We start from the raw sequence: 18,676 nt of genomic DNA on the forward strand, positions 1-18,676 counted from the left end.
CCATGAAATAATATGATTTTCTGATAAAATTATCGGCCTCCACGTCTGCCCGGCATAAACTGTCTGCATGGAAAGCCCGCCGGATCGTCGCCTCATCGAACTGCTCCAACGGTTCGTCATGGCCACGGACCGCTACGTGGAGACCGCCGGCGCGGGGCACGGAATGCACCGGACCGATCTCAATGCACTGTCCTTCGTCATGCGCACCGAACAGGAAGGCCAGGCCCCGACGGCCAGCAACCTCTCCGCCGTGCTGAACCTGAGCTCACCGGCGACCACCGCCCTACTCAACCGCCTCGCCGCCTCCGGACACATCACCCGCGAGCGCAACGACGACGATCGCCGGGTGGTCAGGATCCGCAGCACCGCCAGTGCCGCGCAGGACGGGCGGGCCATGTTCACCGCCCTGGCCACCGAGCTCGGCGAGGTCATTGCCCGCTTCGACCCCGCCGAGCGCCTGGTCCTGACCCGATTCATGGCCGACGCCTCGGCGGCCGTGGACCGGGCGACCGGGTCGCACCGCCCCGAAACCACGTAGCCGGCTCCGGACCCCTAGAATCCTTGGGTGACCCTCTCCCTCTGGCTTTCGCTGCTGGGTGCCTGCATCCTGATCAGCTTCACCCCCGGCGCCGGGGCGATCAACACCATGAACAACGCCCTCAATGCGGGGTTCCGGCGCTCGTTCTGGGGCATCCTGGGACAACAGGCCGCCTTGCTGGTGCACGTGATGATCGTCGCCGCCGGCATCGGGGTGCTGGTGGCCAACTCACCGGTGGCCTTCGCCGCCATCCGCTATCTGGGCGCCGCCTATCTGGTGTATCTGGGCGTGGGCCTGCTGCGGGCCAAACCGGACCCCGATACGGCGGCGGTTGACGTCAGGGCCCATGAGTCCGGCGTGTCCATGTTCCGGCGCGGGCTCTGGGTGAACCTCCTGAACCCGAAGGCGATCGTCTTCTTCCTGGCGTTCACCCCGCAGTTCATCCGGCCCGCCGCTCCCCTGCTGCCCCAATACCTGATCCTCATCGGGACCATCGTTGCGGTGGACATCCTGGTCATGTGGTTCTTCTTCGCCGCCACGGCCAAGGGATTCCGCCGTTTCACCCGCAATGCCCGCGGCCAACGCATCCTGAACCTCTGCTTCGGGACCTTGTTCATCTTCGTGGCCGCCCTGCTGGTGCTGATGCACCAGTAGCCCCGCCGGGGCGTGAGGCTGTCACCGGAACCACGGCGCACCTAGACTGGCAGCATGTACAGGATCACGACAGTGTGCACCGGCAACATCTGCCGGTCCCCGATGGCCGAACACCTGCTCCGCGCCGCCCTGCAGGAGGCCGGCGTCGAGGGCGTGGACGTCGATTCGGCGGGAACGAGCGACTGGGAGATCGGGCGTCCCATGGATCCGCGGGCCGCCGAGCTGCTCAGGCGCCAGGGCCTCGACCCGTCCGGGCATGCCGCCCGCCAGTTCGCCGCCGAGGACTTCGCCGACACTGATCTGGTCCTGGCCCTGGACACCGACCACTTCGGGGCCCTGCGCCGGCTGGCCGGAAACGAATCCGATCGTTCAAAGGTCCACATGCTGCGGTCCTTCGACCCCGAGGTGGCCCAGAAGGCCCCCGCCCAGCAAGGCATCTACGACCCCTGGTACGGCGACGAGGCGGACTTCGCGATCACCGAACAACTCATCACCGCCGCCGTGCCGGGGCTGGTACGCCACATCAGGACCCGGACCGCGGATCCGCGTGGCGCGTAGATCACCGGTCATCATTGCGGTCGATGGCCGCTCCGGGGCCGGCAAGTCCACCCTGGCCCTGGAACTGGCCACCAGTCTGAGGGTCCACCGCAGCGTCTCCCTGTTCCACCTCGAGGACATCTACACCGGCTGGGACGGGCTCGCCCGCGGCCGCGAACGCTATGTCACCGAGGTGCTGGACTCCCTGTATTGGGGTGAGGACGCCCGCTGGACCTCCTGGGATTGGGAGCACGGCACCGACGGCGAGCGCCGCACCACGGTGGCCGCCGACGTCGTCATCGTCGAGGGGGTCGGGGCCTCCTGCCGTCAAGCACGCGCCTATCTGGATGCCAGCATCTGGGTCGAGGTGGAGGACGACGTCCGACGGCGGCGTGCCCTGGCCCGGGATGGCGACACCTTCGCCCCGCATTGGGAGCGCTGGGCGGCACAGGAGCAGGGGTGGCTGGACCAGGACCCGGTGATCGAACGCGCCGATGTCATCGTGGCGAACCATGCCGACGGCAGTGCCCCGCCCGATGCACTCCGGGCCCTGACCCAGCTGCCGGTGCTGCAGGAACCCCTGCGGCCCGAACTCCAGGCGGCAGCGAACGGGTCGCTGCTCGCCCGCCGTCTGCCGCTGCCTGACATCCCACAGGTCGCGACCAGCCTCTTTGAACGGTTCTTCCCCGGCGAACATGCCGTCCTGCTGGAATCCTCGAACGCCTCCTGCCCCGGGGCCACCCGCAACCGCTTCAGCATCCTGGCGGACGATGCCGGCGAGGCCGCCGCCCGGGCCGAACACCATGACGGCCTGACCGAGGTGGTCATCGGTTGTGCCCGGGTGCGGGTGGCCGGCCCGTTCTTCGCCTGGCTGGACCGCAACTGGGGCACCGCCCGGCTCCAGGGGCCGGCGGGACTGGACTGCGGCTTCGCCCTGGGGTGGCTCGGCTGGCTGGGCTACGAGCTCGGCCGCGAATCCGGGGCGGTCCCCAACGCCTCCAGCCCGACCCCCGATGCCGCTCTCCTGCACCCGGGACGGGCCCTCGTGATCGACCATGAACGCGCCGAAGCCTGGCTGCTGGCCCTGGAGTCCCCGGATGCCCGCAACTGGCTGGATTCCACGGCCGACGCACTCCGGCGGCTCCCCGGCCCCCGGGCCCATCCGGCCATGGGCGAACCGCCCCTCCCCCCGGAGCCCGCCGCCGCGACGAACCCACCCCCGCGTTTCACCGCACGGGACACCCGGGAGGGATACCTGGCCAAGATCCTTGCCGCCCAAGCCCAGATCACCGAGGGCAACAGCTATGAGATCTGTCTGACCACCGCGGTGGAGGCCACCGTCGCCCCGGAGGCCTTCGACCCGTGGCGGACGTATCTGGCCCTGCGTCGGACGAGCCCCGCCCCGTTCGCCCACTACATCCGGTGGGGTGGCACCGTGGTGGCCAGCTCCTCCCCCGAACGTTTCCTGTCCCTGGACGCGGCCGGCCTGTTGCGGGCCGAACCGATCAAGGGCACCCGCCCGCGCTCGCAGGACCCGACCCTGGACGGCAGGCTGGCCCACGATCTGGCGACCTCGCCGAAGGACCGGGCGGAGAACATCATGATCGTGGATCTGCTGCGCAACGATCTCTCCCGCTTTGCTGTTCCCTCGACCCTGCGTGTTCCGCGCCTGTGCGCGGTGGAGAGCTACGCAACCGTCCACCAGCTGGTGTCCACGATCGAGGCCCGGCTGCTCCCCGACGCCCCGCGGGCCGAGGCCGTGGCCGCCGCCTTCCCGCCGGGGTCCATGACCGGGGCCCCGAAGATCTCGACGATGGCCATCCTGGACCGGCTCGAGGAGGGCCGGCCCCGCGGGGTGTATTCGGGGGCCGTCGGATACTTCTCCCACACCTCGGCCGCCGATCTGGCCGTGGTCATCCGCACGCTGGTCGCCCGACAGGATCCGGGGACCACCTCGGGGCCCGACGTCGCGCAGGCAGCCCCCGGCCCGTGGCGACTCGGCCTGGGACTGGGCGGGGCCATCACCGCCGATTCGGATCCGGCCGGGGAATGGGATGAGGTCACGACCAAATCCCGGGGCGTGCTCTCGGCCCTGGGCACCGGGTTCGACGCCGGGGACTGACCGCCTTGCCCTACTGCAGGGTTGCGGTCAGCCGGGCCACGTTGTCCAGGTAGCGCATGGTGCGTGGACGGTCCAGCCAGTCCTCCAGGGTGAGCAGGGTGCACTTTTCCTTATACGCGTCCTGGACCTTCTTGATCTCCCCCACGGCCCGGGATCCCAGCAGCATCAGGGACACTTCCAGATTCAGCGAGAAGGACCGCATATCCATGTTGGAGGACCCGAAGACCGCCACCTCGTCGTCGACGGTGAAGCACTTGGTGTGCAGAACCATCGGCTGCTGATACCGGTAGATCTTCACCCCGGCCTTCAACAACTGCAGGTAGTAGGACTGTTGGGAGTGATGGACCAACGCCTGGTCGCCGCGTTCGGAGACCAGCAGCTCGACCTCGACCCCGCGCTGGGCCGCGGTGGTGACCGCGTAGAGCATCGAATCATCCGGGACGAAGTACGGGCTGGTGATCGTCAGTTTCTCCGTGGCCGAATACATCAGCGTGTTGAACAGGCGCAGGTTGTTCTCCGACTCGAATCCCGGTCCGGAGGGAACGATCTGTCCGGTGGTCGTCCCGCAAGGCAGGGGGACACCGCCCTCGTTGAGGTCCTCCAGCAGGTACTCGTCCGTCTCCTGCGACCAGTCCGTGGCGAAGACGACGTCGAGGCCGGTGACCATCGGTCCTCCGACGCGGGCCATCAAATCGATCCATTCGCGGCCGAGCTTATGCGAGGACTTGCGCTTATAGCCGGGCTCGATGAGGTTCTGGCTCCCGGTGAAGGCGGTTTCCCCGTCGATGACCAGGATCTTCCGGTGGTTGCGCAGATCCGGGCGCCGCCACTTCCAGCGCAGCGGTGAGATGGGAAGCATCCGCCGCCATTCGATGCCGCTGCCGCGCAGACGCCGTAACAACTCGCGGTATCCCTCGGTGCGCATGGTGCCCAGATGGTCGAAGAGGAACCTGACGCGCACCCCGCGGTCGGCGGCATCCTCCAGCGCCGTCAGGAAGGGGCCGGTGAGCTCGGGATCGTCGCCCACGATGTAGAACTGGGCGTTGACGTAGTCCTTCGCCTGGTTGATCGCCTCGGTCATCCGGCGGATCGATTCGCTCGAATCGGTGATGAAATCGAACTGGTTTCCTTCCTGCAGGGGGAAGGCCCCGAGGTTGCGGTTCAGTTCGATCGCCGACCGGACCCACTCCGGGGCGTCCGGGGGGCCGTTGTCCACGTCCAGGGTCGCGGTGGCATCGATCACCCGTTGGTTGACGTCGGTTTGCCGGTCGATCCGGCGTTGCGAGAGCTTGAAGTTCCCGAACAGCAGGAACAGACCCAGGCCGACGACGGGGAAGAAGAAGATGGACAGCAGCCAGGCCATCGCGGTGGTCGGCCGCCGGTTCCCGGGGACGACACCGAGCATGACGATCCGGATCCCGAGGTCGACCACCCAGAGGAGCGACACCATCCATCCGGGAAGGTTCTGCCAAAGGAACAGCGATTCGGTCAAGGACGCACCTCTCAACGATGTCGGGACGGTCCAAGCCTAGTGGCAGGAACAAACCGCAAGGGTATTCTTGGCCCATGACAGTCTTGGTGTTCTTGGACCCCTCCAGGCCGGCCGGCCGCCTCGCCGATGCCTCCGCCGCGCAGTTGCTCGTCACCGATCAGGGGGTCATCCGCGGCGACGGGGTCTTCGAGTCCATGTTGTATACCGCCGGCGCCGTACGGAAACTGGACGCCCACCTCTCCCGGCTCAGGGGCTCGGCGGCCAGCTGCGACCTGGACCTGCCCGGGGAGCAGTCCTGGCGGGCGGCCATCGCCACCGCGGTGGCCCGGTATGACCAGGAGCGTACCGCGGACCCGGAGGACCCCGATGAGGCCGTGGTGAAACTGGTCGCCACCCGGGGCCCGGAGGACCAGCCCCACGGCACCGCCTGGGTCACCGTCTCCCCCGCCCCGGAGTCCGGACGCCGCCAACGCACCGAGGGTGTCGCCGTCGTGCTCCTGGACCGCGGTTACGACTCCTCGTTGGCCGAACGGGCCCCGTGGCTGCTCCAGGGCGCCAAGACGCTTTCCTACGCGGTGAACATGGCCGCCCTGCGTCATGCCCACACACTGGGGGCGGAGGACGTCATCTTCACCTCCAGCGACGGACGCGTGCTCGAGGGGCCGACCTCCACGGTGCTGCTGGCCACCCGAGTGAACGGGGTCAAGCAGCTGGTGACCCCGATGGTGGAGACCGGAATCCTTCCCGGAACCACCCAGGGCGCGATCTTCGCGGCCGCCGAAGCCGCCGGCTGGACGTTGGGCTACGGCCCGTTGGAACCGGCGGACCTGTTCGATGCCGACGCCGTATGGCTGGTCTCCAGCCTCCGGCTGCTGGCCCCGGTCACCTCGATCGATGGCACCCCGATCTCCCGGGATCGGGCCCTGGGCACCGAACTGGCGGCCCTGCTCGAAGCCGTCGGCTAGGACCGGCTAGCCCCAGACGAGGTTCCAGGCGCCGGTGAGCAGGGCGGCGGCCGTGGCCACCGCCCCCAGGGACAGGCCTCCGGCCACCAGGGCCCCGTCCCGCCAGGAGAAGGTGGCGGTCCGCGCCCAGGTGCGGCGGGTCCCGCCGAAGCCCTTGGCCTCCATCGTGACCGCCAGCCGCGAGGCGCGGCGGATGGCCTGGACCATCAGCCCCAGGCTCTGCCCCGCATTGGCCCGCAGACGCTGCACGAATCCTCCTTGGGCGCCCACGCCCCGGGCCCGGCGGGCCATGCCCAACGTCACCCATTCCTCGGCCAGCAGCCCGATCAGGCGCATCCCGGCCAAGGCACCCAACACGAAACGGTGCGGAAGCCTGGCTTGTTGGGCCAGGGCATTGGCCAGATCGGTGGGGTCGGTGCTCGAGAGGACGATGACCGCGGGAACCGCTACCGCGAAGATCCGCAGTCCGGTGGCCACCCCGGAGACCAGGGACCCCTCGCTGATCGTGGCCACCCCCAGGTCCAGCAGGACCGCGCCGGCATCGTTGCCGACCAGCGCGGTGCCCCAGGCGGCAAACAGCGCCGCCACCAGTAAAGGCCACGCCCGCAGGAGGAAGCGTCCCGGGGCGATCCCCCCGAGCCGGAGCAGCAGCAGGCTGGCCAGGACGACGATGCTGGAGGTCACCAGGTCCAGAGAGGCGATCAACGGCACCGTGGCCAGCACCACCGCAGCAAGCTTGGCCAACGGGTTGCACCGCCCGAAGAAGCTCGCCCGGGCCCCGGCATCGGGTTCCAGCCCCGGCATCCCCCCGGAGGCCCGGGCGGTGGTGGGGTCCGGGCCCTGCGGTGTGGTCCTGCCCGGTTCCCGGCAGGGGCGTCGATCGGCGACGACCTCGACCGTGGAGGCCCCCAAGGCGGCGGCGAAGCCCGCATCGTGCGTGACCGCGACGACGGCGACGCCGTCCTGGAGTTGTTCGCGCAGCAACAGCGCCAGTTCCCTCCAGGTATTGGCATCCTGGCCGAAGGTCGGTTCGTCGAGGATCAGTAGTCGGGGGCGGGCGGCGAGCACGGTGGCCACCGACAGCCGGCGCTTTTCGCCTCCCGAGAGGGTGAACGGGTTCGCCTCGGCCAGATGCCTCAGCCCCAACCGGTCCAACAGCTCATCGACCCGTCCGGTGATTTCCTCGTCGGTGTACAGCCGGGTCTTCGACCCCGGTCTGCGGGCCCGTCGTGGGCCGAAGGCCAGTTCCTCGCGCACGGTGGCGGTGACGAATTGGTGCTCGGGCTCCTGGAAGACGGTGCCGATCCGGGCGACCAGTTCCCCGGCCCGCCACCGGTAGGGCCGGTCGGCGTCCCCGGGGTCGGAGGCCCCCGCGGCGCCCTGGTCGCCGCTGAGGCCCGGCAGGGCGGCGACGCTGCCGGCCCGTTCGGGCAGCAGCCCGGCCAGGGTCAACGCCAGTGTTGATTTGCCCGCCCCGTTGGCCCCGGTGATGCACAGCGCCTGCCCGGCGTCGATCCGCAGGTCAAGACCCGATACGGCGGCAGGACCCTGGGCCGTTCTGGACACGGCCAACCCCCGTCCCCTCAACAGGCCGGCGGCCGGTGCTGCCGGCTTCAGCCGGGCCGGCAGCACGGGAGTGTGGCCGGGAACCCAGACCCCGGCGTCGATGAGCCGGTCCCGGATGGGTCCGGGGGCGAAGAGCCGGGCCGGTGTGCCCTGGTAGGCGATGCCGCCGCCGGGCTCCAGGACGATCACGCGGTCCACGGCGTCGGCCCAGGCCGCCAGCCGGTGTTCGACGATGATCATCGTCGCCCCGCTGGCGCCCACGGCGTCGATCACTGCGTCACGGACCTCCAGCACCCCCTCGGGGTCGAGGTTCGCGGTGGGTTCGTCCAGCAGGACCAGTCCCGGGCGCATGGCCAGGATCCCGGCCAGGGCCAGTCGTTGCTTCTGTCCCCCCGACAGGGAGGAGGTGGGGTGGTCCAGGGGCAGGCTGAGCCCGACGGCGTGCAGGGATTCGATGACGCGGGGCCAGATCAGTTCCGGATCCACCGAAAGGTTTTCCGCCCCGAAGGCGACGTCGTCCCCCACCCGGGCCTGGACGATCTGGGTCTCGGGGTCCTGCTGCATCAGCCCGGTCCGGCCGTGGGCGGCCGCGGCGGGTCGGCCATCGATGAGCAGTTCCCCTGCGGAGGCGTTGTCCTCATCGTCCTGCAACACCCCGGCCAGGGCATGCATGAGGGTCGATTTACCGGCCCCAGACGGGCCGACGAGCAACACCTTCTCCCCGGCGTCGATGTCCAGGTCCAGCCCCAGCACGGCGGGCTCCTCGCGTCCGGCATGCTGCCATCCCCAACCGCTGGCCCTGACCGCCGCCGCGCGGACGTCGCCGACCCCGGTGGCCGGTGAAGGGCCCCGGGCCCCGGTCGGTGCATCATGTGTCATCGGTTCAACCCAGGACCCGTTCCTGGGCGGCCTTCCGCGACGCCATCGAGGACAAGGCCCCGGTTCGCGACAGGGCCCGGGTCAGTGCCCAGGATCCCAATCCGGCGATGACCAGGCCCGAAATGGCCATGAACACCACATAGGCCAGTTTCATGCTCTCGGTGTAGTCGGGGAACCAGGAGAAGACGAAGGCGTCGTTCACTCCACCGAAGATCCCGGTCAGCAGCCCGGCGAACAGCGCCACCGGCAGCGACCAGCGGCGGTAGAGCAGCACGGCGAAGACGATTTCGGCGCCGAGGCCCTGGATGATCCCCGAGGCCCAGACCGTCCAGCCGTATTCGGAGCCCAGGAGCGAGGAAACGACCGCGGCTACCATCTCGCAGAACAGTGCGGCCCCTGGTTTGCGGATGATCAGTGCCCCCAGGACGGCGGGGAAGAGCCACATTCCGGCCAGCAGGGCGGATGAGGGCGGGAAGGCCACGAAGATGAAGTCGAAGGCGTGGTGGGTGGTGTTCCAGGCCCAGAAGATCACCCCGGAGGCCACGGCGATGACGGAGGCGACGACGATGTCCACGACGCGCCAGGTGTAACGGGCGGTCGGTGCCGCCGAGAGGGTGCTGCTCATGTGGTGTTCCTCCTTGGGTCCAAGGAGGGGAGGACCCCGCGGCGGTTCCGCGGGTCCTGAGATTCTCGACTCCCTTCGCCGGTACGAGCCGGAGCAGGTTCGAGGGTCTGCGGTGTTCCGCACTCTCAGCGTCGAAGATTCCGGCCGTGGCCGGTCGGCGACGCTCCCCTGTCGTAGGTGATTCAGTAGGGCCGAGTCTACAGCGCGTTATGCTGGGCAGGTAATCACCTACCGACGGGAGAATCGTTCGTGAACGCATTATTGAAGATCGTCGGCGCGGTCGTGTCGATCGGCGTCGGCTTCGTCGGCGGCAAGCTCGTGGACACCATCTGGTACAAGGTCACCGGAGAGAACCCCCCGAAGCCGAACGACAAGGAAGCCCAGGCCGAGGCATCGATGCGTCATGCGCTCGGGTTCGCTGTGGTCTCCGCCGTGGTGTCCGCAGTGATCCAGGTCCTGACCAACCGTGGCACGCAGCGGGCCATTGCCCGCTTCAACCACACGGCCGACGAGGTCTGATCCTCGTCAGCGGCCTTCGTCCAGGCGGCGCTGGGCCTCGGAGACCACTTCATTGAGGTCGTCGAGGACCAGCGTCTCCTGTTTGAGGTGCCGGGTCCGGTAGCCGGCACGACCGACCATATGGGCGGTCACCGGGGCGGTGAGCAGCTGGAAGAACCAGGCCAGCACCAGTATCGGCACCGCGGACCAGGCCCTGATCTGCAGGGCGACGGAGAGCAGCATCAGGAACAATCCCAGGACCTGCGGTTTCGTGGCCGCGTGCATGCGGGAGAAGAGGTCCGGGAAACGCAGCAGGCCGATGCCTGCGGCCACGGACAGCAGAGCCCCGGAGACCATGCTGATCACCACGATCCAGTCCAGGACCTGGTCCAGCGTCCCGCCCTCGGTCAGTCCAAGCACGATCATTGCCCCCTCCGATCGGTGACGTAGCGGGCGATGGTGACCGAACCGATGAAGGCCACCAGCGACCCGACGACGATGAACACGATGTGGTTCAGATGCCGGTTCACGACCATGTCCACGCAGAGTCCGCACAGGATGATGATCAACAGGACGTCCAGGGCCAGAGTCCGGTCCAGGATCGACGGGCCCCTGGCCAACCGGATCAGTGCCATGACGGCGCCAAGCGCCAGGGCGACCCCGGCGATCCAGGCAGCGACGATGATCATGGGTGCTCCTTCATCGATCGGTTCGCTCGTGCTGCGGGGTCGGGGCCTGCGGGGCCCTCGGCGTCCAGGGCCGCCAGTTCCTCCCGGCTGCCCATCATCCGGATGATCCTCGCTTCGATGGACCTGACCTGCCGCCGGAAGTCCTCGGCCTCCTGGACGGTGTTGATGTCCAGCACGTGCAGGTAAAGCGTGGAGGTCGTCCGGTCGATCTCCACGACGAAGGACCCCGGGATGAGGGTCAGCACATGCCCCAGGACCGTGGCCATGAGGTCTTCCTGGCTGCGCATGCGGATGCCGATGACCGCGTTGCGCACCTTCGGCCCGCGCCGGAGGACCACGAGCACCACCTGGATGCTCGCCCGCACGATTTCACGCAGGAACAACACCGTGAACACCAGCCCCTGCCAGGGGTTGAACCGGCCGGAGAGCTCCACGGGAGGCAGTTTGAAGGTCGTCACCACCCCCAGGGCGATGACGAACCCGAAAATCAGGTTCCCGGGGCTGAAGTCCCGCCAGAGGGCGCCCCACACCAGGACCAGCCACAACATCAGGGGAAGTTCGATCAGGAAGCGGGCACGACGCCGTCGTGCCCTGGCCCGGGCGCTGCGGGCCCCGGTGAGCAGTTCCGAGGGCCGTGCCGGACGCGGATGCCGGTGCGGGCTCATCGTCCGCCTCCCGTCTCGGAGGCGCCCAGGACGGCCTCGATGTAGGGCGTGCGTTCGAGCATCTGCTGCGAGGCCTGGTCGGCCAGGTCGAAGAGCGGCCCGGCGAAGATGGTCAGGGCCACCCCCAGGGCCACCAGCACCCCGGTGGCGAAGACCATGGTCGGGGGCAGCACGGCCGCATCCCCCCGTCCGCTCAGGCGATGTGGCTGGGTTTTGACGCCGGTCGTCCCGGTGGCGGGACGGCGGGCCTCCTCCGCGGCGATCAGCAGGATCGGGTCGGCGTCCTCGGCGTCCTCGGCGCGACGCCAGAACGCCCGGTTCCAGACCCGGGCGACGGCCAACAGGGTCAGCAGGGAGGTCACCAGGGCCCCGGCCAGCAGGACCCAGGCCAGCGGGGTCCCCAGGTCCACGCCGCCGCGCAGCAACCCGACCTTGCCCAGGAACCCGGAGAACGGCGGGATGCCGGCCAGGTTCATCGCCGGGATGAAGAACAGTACCGCCAGCACCGGTGACAGCTTGGCCAACGACCCGAGCCGGTCCACGTTCGAGGTCCCGCCCCGGCGTTCCATCAGCCCGGCGACCAGGAACAGCGAGGTCTGCACGATGATGTGGTGGGCCACGTAGTAGACGGTGGCCGCCAGGGCGACGGCGCTGCCGGTGGCGACCCCGAACATCATGTAGCCGATGTGGCTGGTCAACGTGAAGGAGAGCATGCGTTTGAAGTCGGCCTGGGCGAGGGCGCCGAGGATCCCCACGAGCATGGTCAGCAGGGCGACCACCAGCAGCGCCGTGTTCAGCCGGCCCCCTGGGAAGAGCAGGGTTTCGGTCCGGATGATCGCATAGACACCCACCTTGGTCAGCAGGCCGGCGAACACGGCCGTCACCGGCGCAGGAGCCGTCGGGTAGGAGTCGGGGAGCCAGAAGGACAGCGGGAACACCGCGGCCTTGACGCCGAAGGCGACCAGCAGCATCACATGCAGGATCTGTTGGGTTCCGGGGTCGATCTCGGCGAGCTTGCCGGCCAGATCGGCCATGTTCACGGTCCCGGTCGCGGCGTAGACCAGCCCGATCGCCAGCAGGAACAGGATCGAGGAGACCACCGAGACCACCACATAGGTGACCCCCGCACGGATCCGGGCCGTGGTCCCGCCCAGGGTCAGCAGCACGTAGGAGGCGGTCAGCAGGATTTCGAAACCGACGTAGAGGTTGAACAGGTCGCCGGCCAGAAAGGCGTTGGACACCCCGGCGACCAGGATCAGGTAGGCGGGGTGGAACACCGAGATGGGCCCGTCCTCGTCCCCGTCGGCCATGCCTTGGCCGGTGGCGTAGAGCAGCACGGTCAGGCTGACCGCCGTGGAGACCACGAGCATCAGTGCGGAGAACTCGTCGACCACCATGGAGATCCCGAACGGTGGGGCCCATCCGCCGATGACGACCGCTTGCGCCCCATGTCTCCAGGCCGATACCAGGAGCCAGGATTCCAGGGCGAGGGTCAGGCACAGGGTCCCGATCGTCGCGGTGCGCTGGGCCAGCGGGTGCCGTCGCAGCACGAAGGCCAGGGCGGCGCCCAGGATGGGCAGCAGCACCGCCAGGGGGGCGACGTCGATCGCGGCCAGGTCGTCCATCATCGGGCCTTCCTGTTGCGTCGTTTGTTGTTGGTTCCCGCACTCTCCTCGGAGGAGGCCTGCCGCAGTTCGCTGGCCAGCCGTTCCCCGGCGACCCGGGCGGCCGCCGCCCTCCGCGATTCCTCGGTGTGGCCCCCCTCCCCCTCGTCATCGATATCGGCCGGGAACTCCGAGGTCTCCAGCTCGACTTCGGAGTCCTCCTCGAAGTCGAAGGTGTCCTTGGAGGCTACCCGGCGGTCCTCGGCGTCGTCGGTGAGTTCGTCCCGGCGGGCGATGACCCAGGACCGGTAGATCATGGCCAGCAGGAACGCGGTGACCGCGAAGGTGATGACGATGGCGGTGAGGATCAGCGCCTGCGGAAGCGGGTCGGCATAGTCCTCCGCCGGGGTCCCCGCCTCGTAGAGGGGGGCGAGCCCGCTGCGCCCGCCGGCGGCCAGGATCAGCAGGTTCACCCCGTTGCCGACCAGGATGATGCCCAGCAGCACCCGGGTCAGACTGCGTTCGAGCAACAGGTAGATCCCCGCCGCGAAGAGCACGCCCATCACGATCAGCAGGGTCATGTTCACACTCATTGCCGGTCCCCCGCCCGTTGGACGACGGGCCGGCGAGGCCGGCGCACCCCGCCGGAGAGCAGTCCGCGCTTCTCGGTCTTCTCATCGATCTCCGAGCCGAGGCTGCGCAGCACGTCCACGACCAGCCCCACCACCACCAGGTACACCCCGATGTCGAAGAACGTGGAGGTGACGAATTTCTGCTCCCCGAAGACGGGCAGGGCGAATTCAAGGACCGCGGTCTGGAACAGTTGGCCGCCCAGCAGCAGGGGGACGACGCCGGAGAGGGCCGAGGTGGCCAGACCGAGGCCCAGCAACGTGCCAGGGCTGATGGGGGTGGCTTCGGCGAGTTCGAACCGCCCGCCGGCCAGATAACGGATGGTCAGGGCCAGTCCGGCCAACAGCCCGCCGGCGAATCCGCCGCCGGGGGAATTATGTCCGGCCAGCAGGAGGTAGATGGAGAAGATGATGATCGTGTGGAAGACCAGCCGGGCAACCACTTCGAAGATGATGGACCGGCGTTCGGGGGCCAGCGTCTTGCCGGCCACCAGCCAGGCGTCCTTCGCCGACTGGGCGAAATGCCGGGCGGTCGCCAGGGCCGCCGCGGCGCGGGTGCCGCCGGGCTGTGGTCTGGCCCGCCCCACGGATCCGGGTTCCGCCTCGACCACCCGGTGCCTGATGTCGCCCCGGCCGCGGACGAAGATCAGCGAGGCCACCCCGGTGGCGGCCACGGCCAACACGGTGATCTCCCCGAAGGTGTCCCAGACACGGATGTCCACGAGGGTGACGTTGACGATGTTCTTGCCGGCCCCGCCGAAATAGGCCAGTTCCGGGAAGGACAGCGACACCGGGTCCGCGGTACGTGAGGCCATGGCGGCTGCGGCGATGCCGATCATCGCCACCCCGAACCCGATCCCCAGCAGGGCCCGCGCCATGCGGTGCCCCGTGGGGTTCAGCGTCCAGAGCGGTGGGGGAAGCACCCGCAGCGCCAGCACCATCGCCACCAGGACGATCGTTTCCACCAGCAATTGGGTCAGCGCCAGGTCCGGGGCACCCTGCAGGGCGAAGATGAAGGCCATGCCGTACCCGGTGACGGAGACCATCAACACGGCCAGGAAGCGCCGGTTGGCCCGGATGGCCGCCAGGGCCCCGACGATCATGCAGAGTCCGGCGATCAGTTGGGCGGGGGTGTCGAACCAGACGATGTTCTCCGGCAGGGGTGTCTGGTTGGTCAGCCCCGCGACCGCCGGGACCACCAGGGCAACCAGGAGGATGACGCCCAGGTAGAACGGCAGCGAACCACGCTGGGTCCGCCCGGTGGTCCAGACGGAGACCTCGTCGACCGCGTTCAGCGACCACTTGTACACCTGCTCGGCTTCGAGCAGTGCCGGGACGCGGGACTGCAGGGCGCCGAATCCGGCCCGCCACCGATGCACCAGCAGCCCGGCGGCGATGACGAGCACCGAGAAGCCCAGCACCGGGGTCGGACCGTGCCATAGGGCCAGCTGGACCGGGTGCTCGGAGGCCGGGAACAACGAGGCGAATCCGGCCGCAGCCTTCCCCAGCGGCGTCGGGAGGAACCCGAACACCACTGTTGCCGCGGTCAGGACCGCCGGCGCCGCCAGGAAGGACCACGGGACGGCCTTGAACGCCGTGGCCGGCATGCCCGGTTTGGAAGCGAAGCCGCCCCAGATGAATCGTGCGCTGTAGGCGACGGTGAAGACGGAGCCGAGCAGCACCCCCAGGAACACGATGATCCCCGCGATGTCATGAGCACCGGCCAATAGGACCTCGAGCACCGATTCCTTGGCGACGAAGCCATACAGCGGTGGGATGCCGGCCATCGAAGCCGCCGAGATCACCGCGACGACGAACAGTTTCGGAGCGGTCCGCCACAGTCCCGACAGCAGTCTCACGTCGCGGGTTCCCGCCTGATGGTCGATGATCCCCACGACCAGGAACAATGCCGCCTTGAAGAAACCGTGGGCCAGCATCAGGGCCAGCCCGGCGAGGGCGGCATCCGCGGTGCCCTGCCCCACCACCAACATGATGAAACCCAGCTGGGAGACGGTCCCGTAGGCCAGCACCAGTTTGATGTCGGTCTGTCGCAGGGCCCTCCAGCCACCGACGAGCATGGTCGCCAGCCCCAGCCCGATGATCATCCCGTCCCAGTAGGTGGTCCCGGAGAATCCGGGGGCCAGGCGGGCCACCAGGTAGACCCCTGCTTTCACCATGGCGGCGGCATGGAGGTAGGCGGATACCGGGGTTGGTGCGGCCATGGCACCGGGGAGCCAGAAATGGAAGGGTACCAGTGCCGATTTACTCACGGCCCCGAGAAGCACCAGGGCGATGGCGATATCGATGACGGTTCCGCGCGAGGCCAGTTCCGGGGCCATCGCCATGATTTCGGAGAGCCGGTAGGTGCCGGCGGTCTGGCCGATCATCACCAGGCCCAGCAGCATGGCCAATCCGCCGAAGGTGGTCACCAGCAGCGCCTGCAGGGCGGAGCGGCGGGCGAAGATGCGGGTCCGGGCGAAGCCGACCAGCAGATAGGACAGGATCGTCGTGATTTCCCAGAAGATGAACAGCAGGATCAGGTCATCGGCGATCACCAGCCCGAACATGGCCCCGGCGAAGGCCAGCAGCTGGGCGCCGAAGGGCCCGATGTTGGCGTCCTCGTTCTTGAAATAGCGCGCGCAGTAGAACAACACCAGCGCACCGACGCCCAGGATCAGCAAGCTCAGGACCGCGGCCAACGCATCCATCCGGAAAGCCAGGTCCAGTTGCAGGACGGGGATCCAATGGAGCAGTAATCCAGGTGGCGCATTCGGTTCCCCGGCGGCCGCCGATTGGTCGGCGGAGATGAAGGAATCAAAGTTGACCAGCAGCCACACGAATGCGGCGGCGGGGACGGCACCGAGGAGATAGAACGAAGCCCGGCCGAAGCGGCGGAACAAAAGCGGCGCCACGGCGCTCACCGCAAAGAGCGCGATGAGGACCACGGCCACGATGTTCTCCTGAGGGGTTCTGGGCCACGCATGGTTCGATACTGCAGCACTCGGTCAGGTAATTAATTTAGTTTAACAGTTCATCAATCCGATTCCGTAGAAAGCACCTTAATAGGCCGGTAATTTCGCGCAGGGCGTTACGCTTCAGGAATGAGCCCGAACGCCACGCCCAAGGCGCTGCCCGAGCGCGGAGCACGAACGATCTCGAAACAAGTCATTGCCTGGGCCTCCTGGGACTGGGGCGCCTCGGCGATCAACGCGGTGATGACGACCTTCGTGTTCACCGTCTACCTGACCAGTTCCGCGTTCGGGGATACCGATTCCAACACCTCCGCGCTGTCGCTGGCGCTGACCGTCGCCGGTTTCACGATCGCCCTGTTGGCCCCGGTGACCGGCCAGCGGTCGGATGCGGGCGGCCGCCGCCGCTTCTGGCTGGGCGTGAACACGGCCCTGGTGGCCCTGGCCACCGCCGCCGCCTTCTTCGTCTTCCCCGATCCGCGCTTCCTGGTGCTGGGGGTCGGTCTCATCGCCGCAGCCAGCGTCTTTTCCGAATTCGCCGGCGTCAACTACAACGCCATGCTCCCGCAGATCTCCACCCCGAAGACCATCGGCAAGATCTCGGGCTTCGGATGGGGCATGGGCTACGTCGGTGGCATCCTGGCCTTGTCCCTGGTCTTGTTCCTCTTCGTCCAGCCCGTGGTCGACTGGCCGGGTTCCAACACCGACAACGCCTTGAACATCCGGCTGGTCGCGGTCTTCTCCGCCCTCTGGTTCTTCGGTTTCGGGCTGCCGGTGCTCTTCGCCGTCCCCGAGGTCTCCCGGCGGCAGAAGATGGCCAAGGTCAGCATCCTGGAGTCCTACAGACAGCTGGGCCGCAACGTCGCCTCGCTCTGGCGCACCGAGCGGAACACGGTCTTCTTCCTCATCGCTTCGGCCGTGTTCCGCGATGGGCTGGCCGCCGTCTTCGCCTTCGGCGGGGTGATCGCCGCCGGAACCTTCGGCTTCGAACTCTCCGAAGTGATCGTCTTTGCCATCGTCGGGAACCTCGTGGCTGCCGCGGGCGCCCTGGTCGGTGGGGTGCTGGATGACAAGATCGGCCCCAAGGCGGTCATCATCGGCTCCCTCGTGGGCCTGCTCGTCGCCGCTGGGGGGGTGTTCCTTTCCCCCGACGCCACCGGCTTCTGGATCTTCGGCCTGATGCTGACCCTGTTCGTCGGGCCCGCACAGGCCTCGTCCCGCGCGTTTCTGGCCCGGCTGGCCGCCGAAGGCCGCGAAGGCGAGCTCTTCGGCCTGTATGCCACGACCGGCCGCGCGGTCTCCTTCCTGGCCCCGGGCTTCTTCACCCTGGCCATCGTCCTGGCCACGAGCCACGTGGCTGAAGGCGGCGCCCAGCGCTACGGCATCCTCGGGATCATGCTGGTCCTGCTGTTCGGATTGCTCCTGCTGCTGCCGGTGCGCAAACCCACCCCCTCAACCGATCAGGAGAACGCATGACCATCCCCCCGAACACCCCGGAATCAACCGTCCGTGTCGCCGTCGTCACCGGTGCCGGCTCGGGGATCGGCCGGGCCGTGGCCCATGAGCTACTGGATCACGGCTGGTACGTCGCGCTGGCAGGACGACGGTCCGGGGCCCTGGAACAGACGGCACGGGCCAACGACCGGGCCCTGGTCGTCCCCACGGACATCACCGACCCCCAGCAGGTCGAGGCCCTGTTCTCGACGGTGACCGGAACCTGGAACCGGGTGGACGTCCTGTTCAACAACGCCGGCGCCTTCGGCCCCCGCGCCTCGGTCGACGAGATCCCGCTTTCGGATTGGAACGACGTGGTGGCCGTGAATCTGACCGGCAGCGTGCTCTGCGCCGCAGCGGCCGTCAGGGCGATGAAGTCCCAGGATCCGCAGGGCGGCAGGATCATCAACAACGGGTCGATCTCCGCCCACGCACCGCGACCGCAATCGGTGGCCTACACGACGACGAAACATGCCATCACCGGGCTGACGAAGTCCATCGCCCTCGATGGGCGCACCTCACGGGTCACCGCCTCACAAATCGACATCGGCAACACCGCCACCGAATTGACGGCGGGATTCACCACCGGGACCCTCCAGGCCGACGGCAGCACGAAGAACGAGCCGGTCTTCGACGTCCATCATGCGGCCCGGGCGGTGAGGCAGCTGGCCGAACTCCCCTTGGAGGTCACCGTCGACTCATTGGTCATCACGGCCACCGGCATGCCGTTCACCGGTCGCGGCTGAGCCG

The 18,676-nt window shown here is 68.3% G+C and carries 17 protein-coding genes and 1 riboswitch; of the genes, 8 read left to right on the forward strand and 9 right to left on the reverse strand.

Annotation, left to right across the window (positions count from 1 at the left end; genetic code table 11):
- Positions 1-67 precede the first annotated feature (67 nt).
- The 4 genes from ACT3S2_RS10125 to ACT3S2_RS10140 are packed head-to-tail and all read left to right on the forward strand — an operon-like array spanning position 68 to position 3,851.
- Entirely contained in the window at positions 68-538 is a 471-nt protein-coding gene (locus ACT3S2_RS10125) for a MarR family winged helix-turn-helix transcriptional regulator (protein ID WP_444554878.1), read from the forward strand.
- A 27-nt stretch (positions 539-565) separates the two neighbouring features.
- The gene (locus ACT3S2_RS10130) at positions 566-1,192 is read left to right on the forward strand and encodes a LysE family transporter (RefSeq protein WP_444554877.1); all 627 of its coding nucleotides are present in this window, start codon (positions 566-568) and stop codon (positions 1,190-1,192) included.
- Positions 1,193-1,246: 54 nt separating this feature from the next.
- Positions 1,247-1,750: a low molecular weight protein-tyrosine-phosphatase gene (locus ACT3S2_RS10135; RefSeq protein WP_444554876.1), complete on the forward strand. Its 504-nt coding sequence runs from the start codon at positions 1,247-1,249 to the stop codon at positions 1,748-1,750.
- The gene (locus tag ACT3S2_RS10140) at positions 1,740-3,851 is read left to right on the forward strand and encodes a chorismate-binding protein (RefSeq protein ID WP_444554875.1); all 2,112 of its coding nucleotides are present in this window, start codon (positions 1,740-1,742) and stop codon (positions 3,849-3,851) included. The genes ACT3S2_RS10135 and ACT3S2_RS10140 overlap by 11 nt, the downstream gene beginning before the upstream one ends.
- Positions 3,852-3,861: 10 nt before the next feature.
- Here ACT3S2_RS10140 and cls read toward each other — a convergent pair whose 3' ends face one another.
- A complete protein-coding gene (gene cls, locus ACT3S2_RS10145) occupies positions 3,862-5,301 on the reverse strand; it encodes a cardiolipin synthase (protein ID WP_444554895.1) in 1,440 nt (479 codons plus the stop codon).
- A gap of 116 nt (positions 5,302-5,417) precedes the next feature.
- On the opposite strand from cls, the gene ACT3S2_RS10150 reads away from it, so the two are divergent.
- Positions 5,418-6,308: an aminodeoxychorismate lyase gene (locus ACT3S2_RS10150; RefSeq protein ID WP_444554874.1), complete on the forward strand. Its 891-nt coding sequence runs from the start codon at positions 5,418-5,420 to the stop codon at positions 6,306-6,308.
- A 6-nt stretch (positions 6,309-6,314) separates the two neighbouring features.
- Here the strand turns inward: ACT3S2_RS10150 and ACT3S2_RS10155 are convergent, their stop codons facing one another.
- Entirely contained in the window at positions 6,315-8,753 is a 2,439-nt protein-coding gene (locus ACT3S2_RS10155) for an ATP-binding cassette domain-containing protein (RefSeq protein ID WP_444554873.1), read from the reverse strand.
- Between the two features lie 4 nt (positions 8,754-8,757).
- A complete protein-coding gene (locus ACT3S2_RS10160) occupies positions 8,758-9,378 on the reverse strand; it encodes an ECF transporter S component (protein WP_444554872.1) in 621 nt (206 codons plus the stop codon).
- Positions 9,379-9,431: 53 nt separating this feature from the next.
- A riboswitch (TPP riboswitch) is annotated at positions 9,432-9,558 on the reverse strand.
- Positions 9,559-9,627: 69 nt separating this feature from the next.
- On the opposite strand from ACT3S2_RS10160, the gene ACT3S2_RS10165 reads away from it, so the two are divergent.
- On the forward strand, positions 9,628-9,897 hold the full coding sequence (locus ACT3S2_RS10165; protein ID WP_444554871.1) for a DUF4235 domain-containing protein: 270 nt from the start codon (positions 9,628-9,630) through the stop codon (positions 9,895-9,897).
- Between the two features lie 6 nt (positions 9,898-9,903).
- Here the strand turns inward: ACT3S2_RS10165 and mnhG are convergent, their stop codons facing one another.
- From mnhG to ACT3S2_RS10195, 6 genes are read right to left on the reverse strand one after another with little or no spacing between them, the layout of a single operon-like run.
- The gene (gene mnhG / locus ACT3S2_RS10170) at positions 9,904-10,302 is read right to left on the reverse strand and encodes a monovalent cation/H(+) antiporter subunit G (protein ID WP_444554870.1); all 399 of its coding nucleotides are present in this window, start codon (positions 10,300-10,302) and stop codon (positions 9,904-9,906) included.
- A complete protein-coding gene (locus tag ACT3S2_RS10175; RefSeq protein WP_444554869.1) occupies positions 10,299-10,565 on the reverse strand; it encodes a monovalent cation/H+ antiporter complex subunit F in 267 nt (88 codons plus the stop codon). Before ACT3S2_RS10175 ends, mnhG begins: the two co-directional genes overlap by 4 nt.
- On the reverse strand, positions 10,562-11,230 hold the full coding sequence (locus tag ACT3S2_RS10180; RefSeq protein WP_444554868.1) for a Na+/H+ antiporter subunit E: 669 nt from the start codon (positions 11,228-11,230) through the stop codon (positions 10,562-10,564). The genes ACT3S2_RS10175 and ACT3S2_RS10180 overlap by 4 nt, the downstream gene beginning before the upstream one ends.
- On the reverse strand, positions 11,227-12,858 hold the full coding sequence (locus tag ACT3S2_RS10185) for a Na+/H+ antiporter subunit D (RefSeq protein ID WP_444554867.1): 1,632 nt from the start codon (positions 12,856-12,858) through the stop codon (positions 11,227-11,229). The genes ACT3S2_RS10180 and ACT3S2_RS10185 overlap by 4 nt, the downstream gene beginning before the upstream one ends.
- Positions 12,855-13,427 carry a Na(+)/H(+) antiporter subunit C gene (locus ACT3S2_RS10190; protein ID WP_444554866.1) on the reverse strand — a complete coding sequence of 191 codons (573 nt, stop codon included), beginning with the start codon at positions 13,425-13,427 and terminating at the stop codon, positions 12,855-12,857. Before ACT3S2_RS10190 ends, ACT3S2_RS10185 begins: the two co-directional genes overlap by 4 nt.
- Complete coding sequence (locus tag ACT3S2_RS10195; RefSeq protein WP_444561668.1) at positions 13,424-16,414, reverse strand: Na+/H+ antiporter subunit A; 2,991 nt, start codon at positions 16,412-16,414, stop codon at positions 13,424-13,426. Before ACT3S2_RS10195 ends, ACT3S2_RS10190 begins: the two co-directional genes overlap by 4 nt.
- A 150-nt stretch (positions 16,415-16,564) precedes the next feature.
- Between ACT3S2_RS10195 and ACT3S2_RS10200 the strand changes: the two genes are divergently transcribed.
- Complete coding sequence (locus tag ACT3S2_RS10200) at positions 16,565-17,908, forward strand: MFS transporter (protein ID WP_444554864.1); 1,344 nt, start codon at positions 16,565-16,567, stop codon at positions 17,906-17,908.
- Complete coding sequence (locus ACT3S2_RS10205) at positions 17,905-18,672, forward strand: SDR family oxidoreductase (protein WP_444554863.1); 768 nt, start codon at positions 17,905-17,907, stop codon at positions 18,670-18,672. Before ACT3S2_RS10200 ends, ACT3S2_RS10205 begins: the two co-directional genes overlap by 4 nt.
- Positions 18,673-18,676: the final 4 nt, after the last annotated feature.

The sequence above is a fragment of the Arthrobacter sp. AOP36-A1-22 genome (assembly GCF_052377615.1).
Taxonomy (GTDB): Bacteria; Actinomycetota; Actinomycetes; order Actinomycetales; family Micrococcaceae; genus Arthrobacter_H.

Bases quoted from the DNA above. Each gene is read 5' to 3' on its own strand.
- ACT3S2_RS10180 (WP_444554868.1), bottom strand. From the start codon at position 11,230: ATGAGCCCGCACCGGCATCCGCGTCCGGCACGGCCCTCGGAACTGCTC.
- ACT3S2_RS10205 (WP_444554863.1), top strand. From the start codon at position 17,905: ATGACCATCCCCCCGAACACCCCGGAATCAACCGTCCGTGTCGCCGTC.
- ACT3S2_RS10200 (WP_444554864.1), top strand. From the start codon at position 16,565: ATGAGCCCGAACGCCACGCCCAAGGCGCTGCCCGAGCGCGGAGCACGA.
- ACT3S2_RS10190 (WP_444554866.1), bottom strand. From the start codon at position 13,427: ATGAGTGTGAACATGACCCTGCTGATCGTGATGGGCGTGCTCTTCGCG.
- cls (WP_444554895.1), bottom strand. From the start codon at position 5,301: ATGGTGTCGCTCCTCTGGGTGGTCGACCTCGGGATCCGGATCGTCATG.
- ACT3S2_RS10155 (WP_444554873.1), bottom strand. From the start codon at position 8,753: ATGACACATGATGCACCGACCGGGGCCCGGGGCCCTTCACCGGCCACC.
- ACT3S2_RS10185 (WP_444554867.1), bottom strand. From the start codon at position 12,858: ATGATGGACGACCTGGCCGCGATCGACGTCGCCCCCCTGGCGGTGCTG.
- ACT3S2_RS10175 (WP_444554869.1), bottom strand. From the start codon at position 10,565: ATGATCATCGTCGCTGCCTGGATCGCCGGGGTCGCCCTGGCGCTTGGC.
- ACT3S2_RS10150 (WP_444554874.1), top strand. From the start codon at position 5,418: ATGACAGTCTTGGTGTTCTTGGACCCCTCCAGGCCGGCCGGCCGCCTC.
- ACT3S2_RS10135 (WP_444554876.1), top strand. From the start codon at position 1,247: ATGTACAGGATCACGACAGTGTGCACCGGCAACATCTGCCGGTCCCCG.
- mnhG (WP_444554870.1), bottom strand. From the start codon at position 10,302: ATGATCGTGCTTGGACTGACCGAGGGCGGGACGCTGGACCAGGTCCTG.
- ACT3S2_RS10125 (WP_444554878.1), top strand. From the start codon at position 68: ATGGAAAGCCCGCCGGATCGTCGCCTCATCGAACTGCTCCAACGGTTC.
- ACT3S2_RS10160 (WP_444554872.1), bottom strand. From the start codon at position 9,378: ATGAGCAGCACCCTCTCGGCGGCACCGACCGCCCGTTACACCTGGCGC.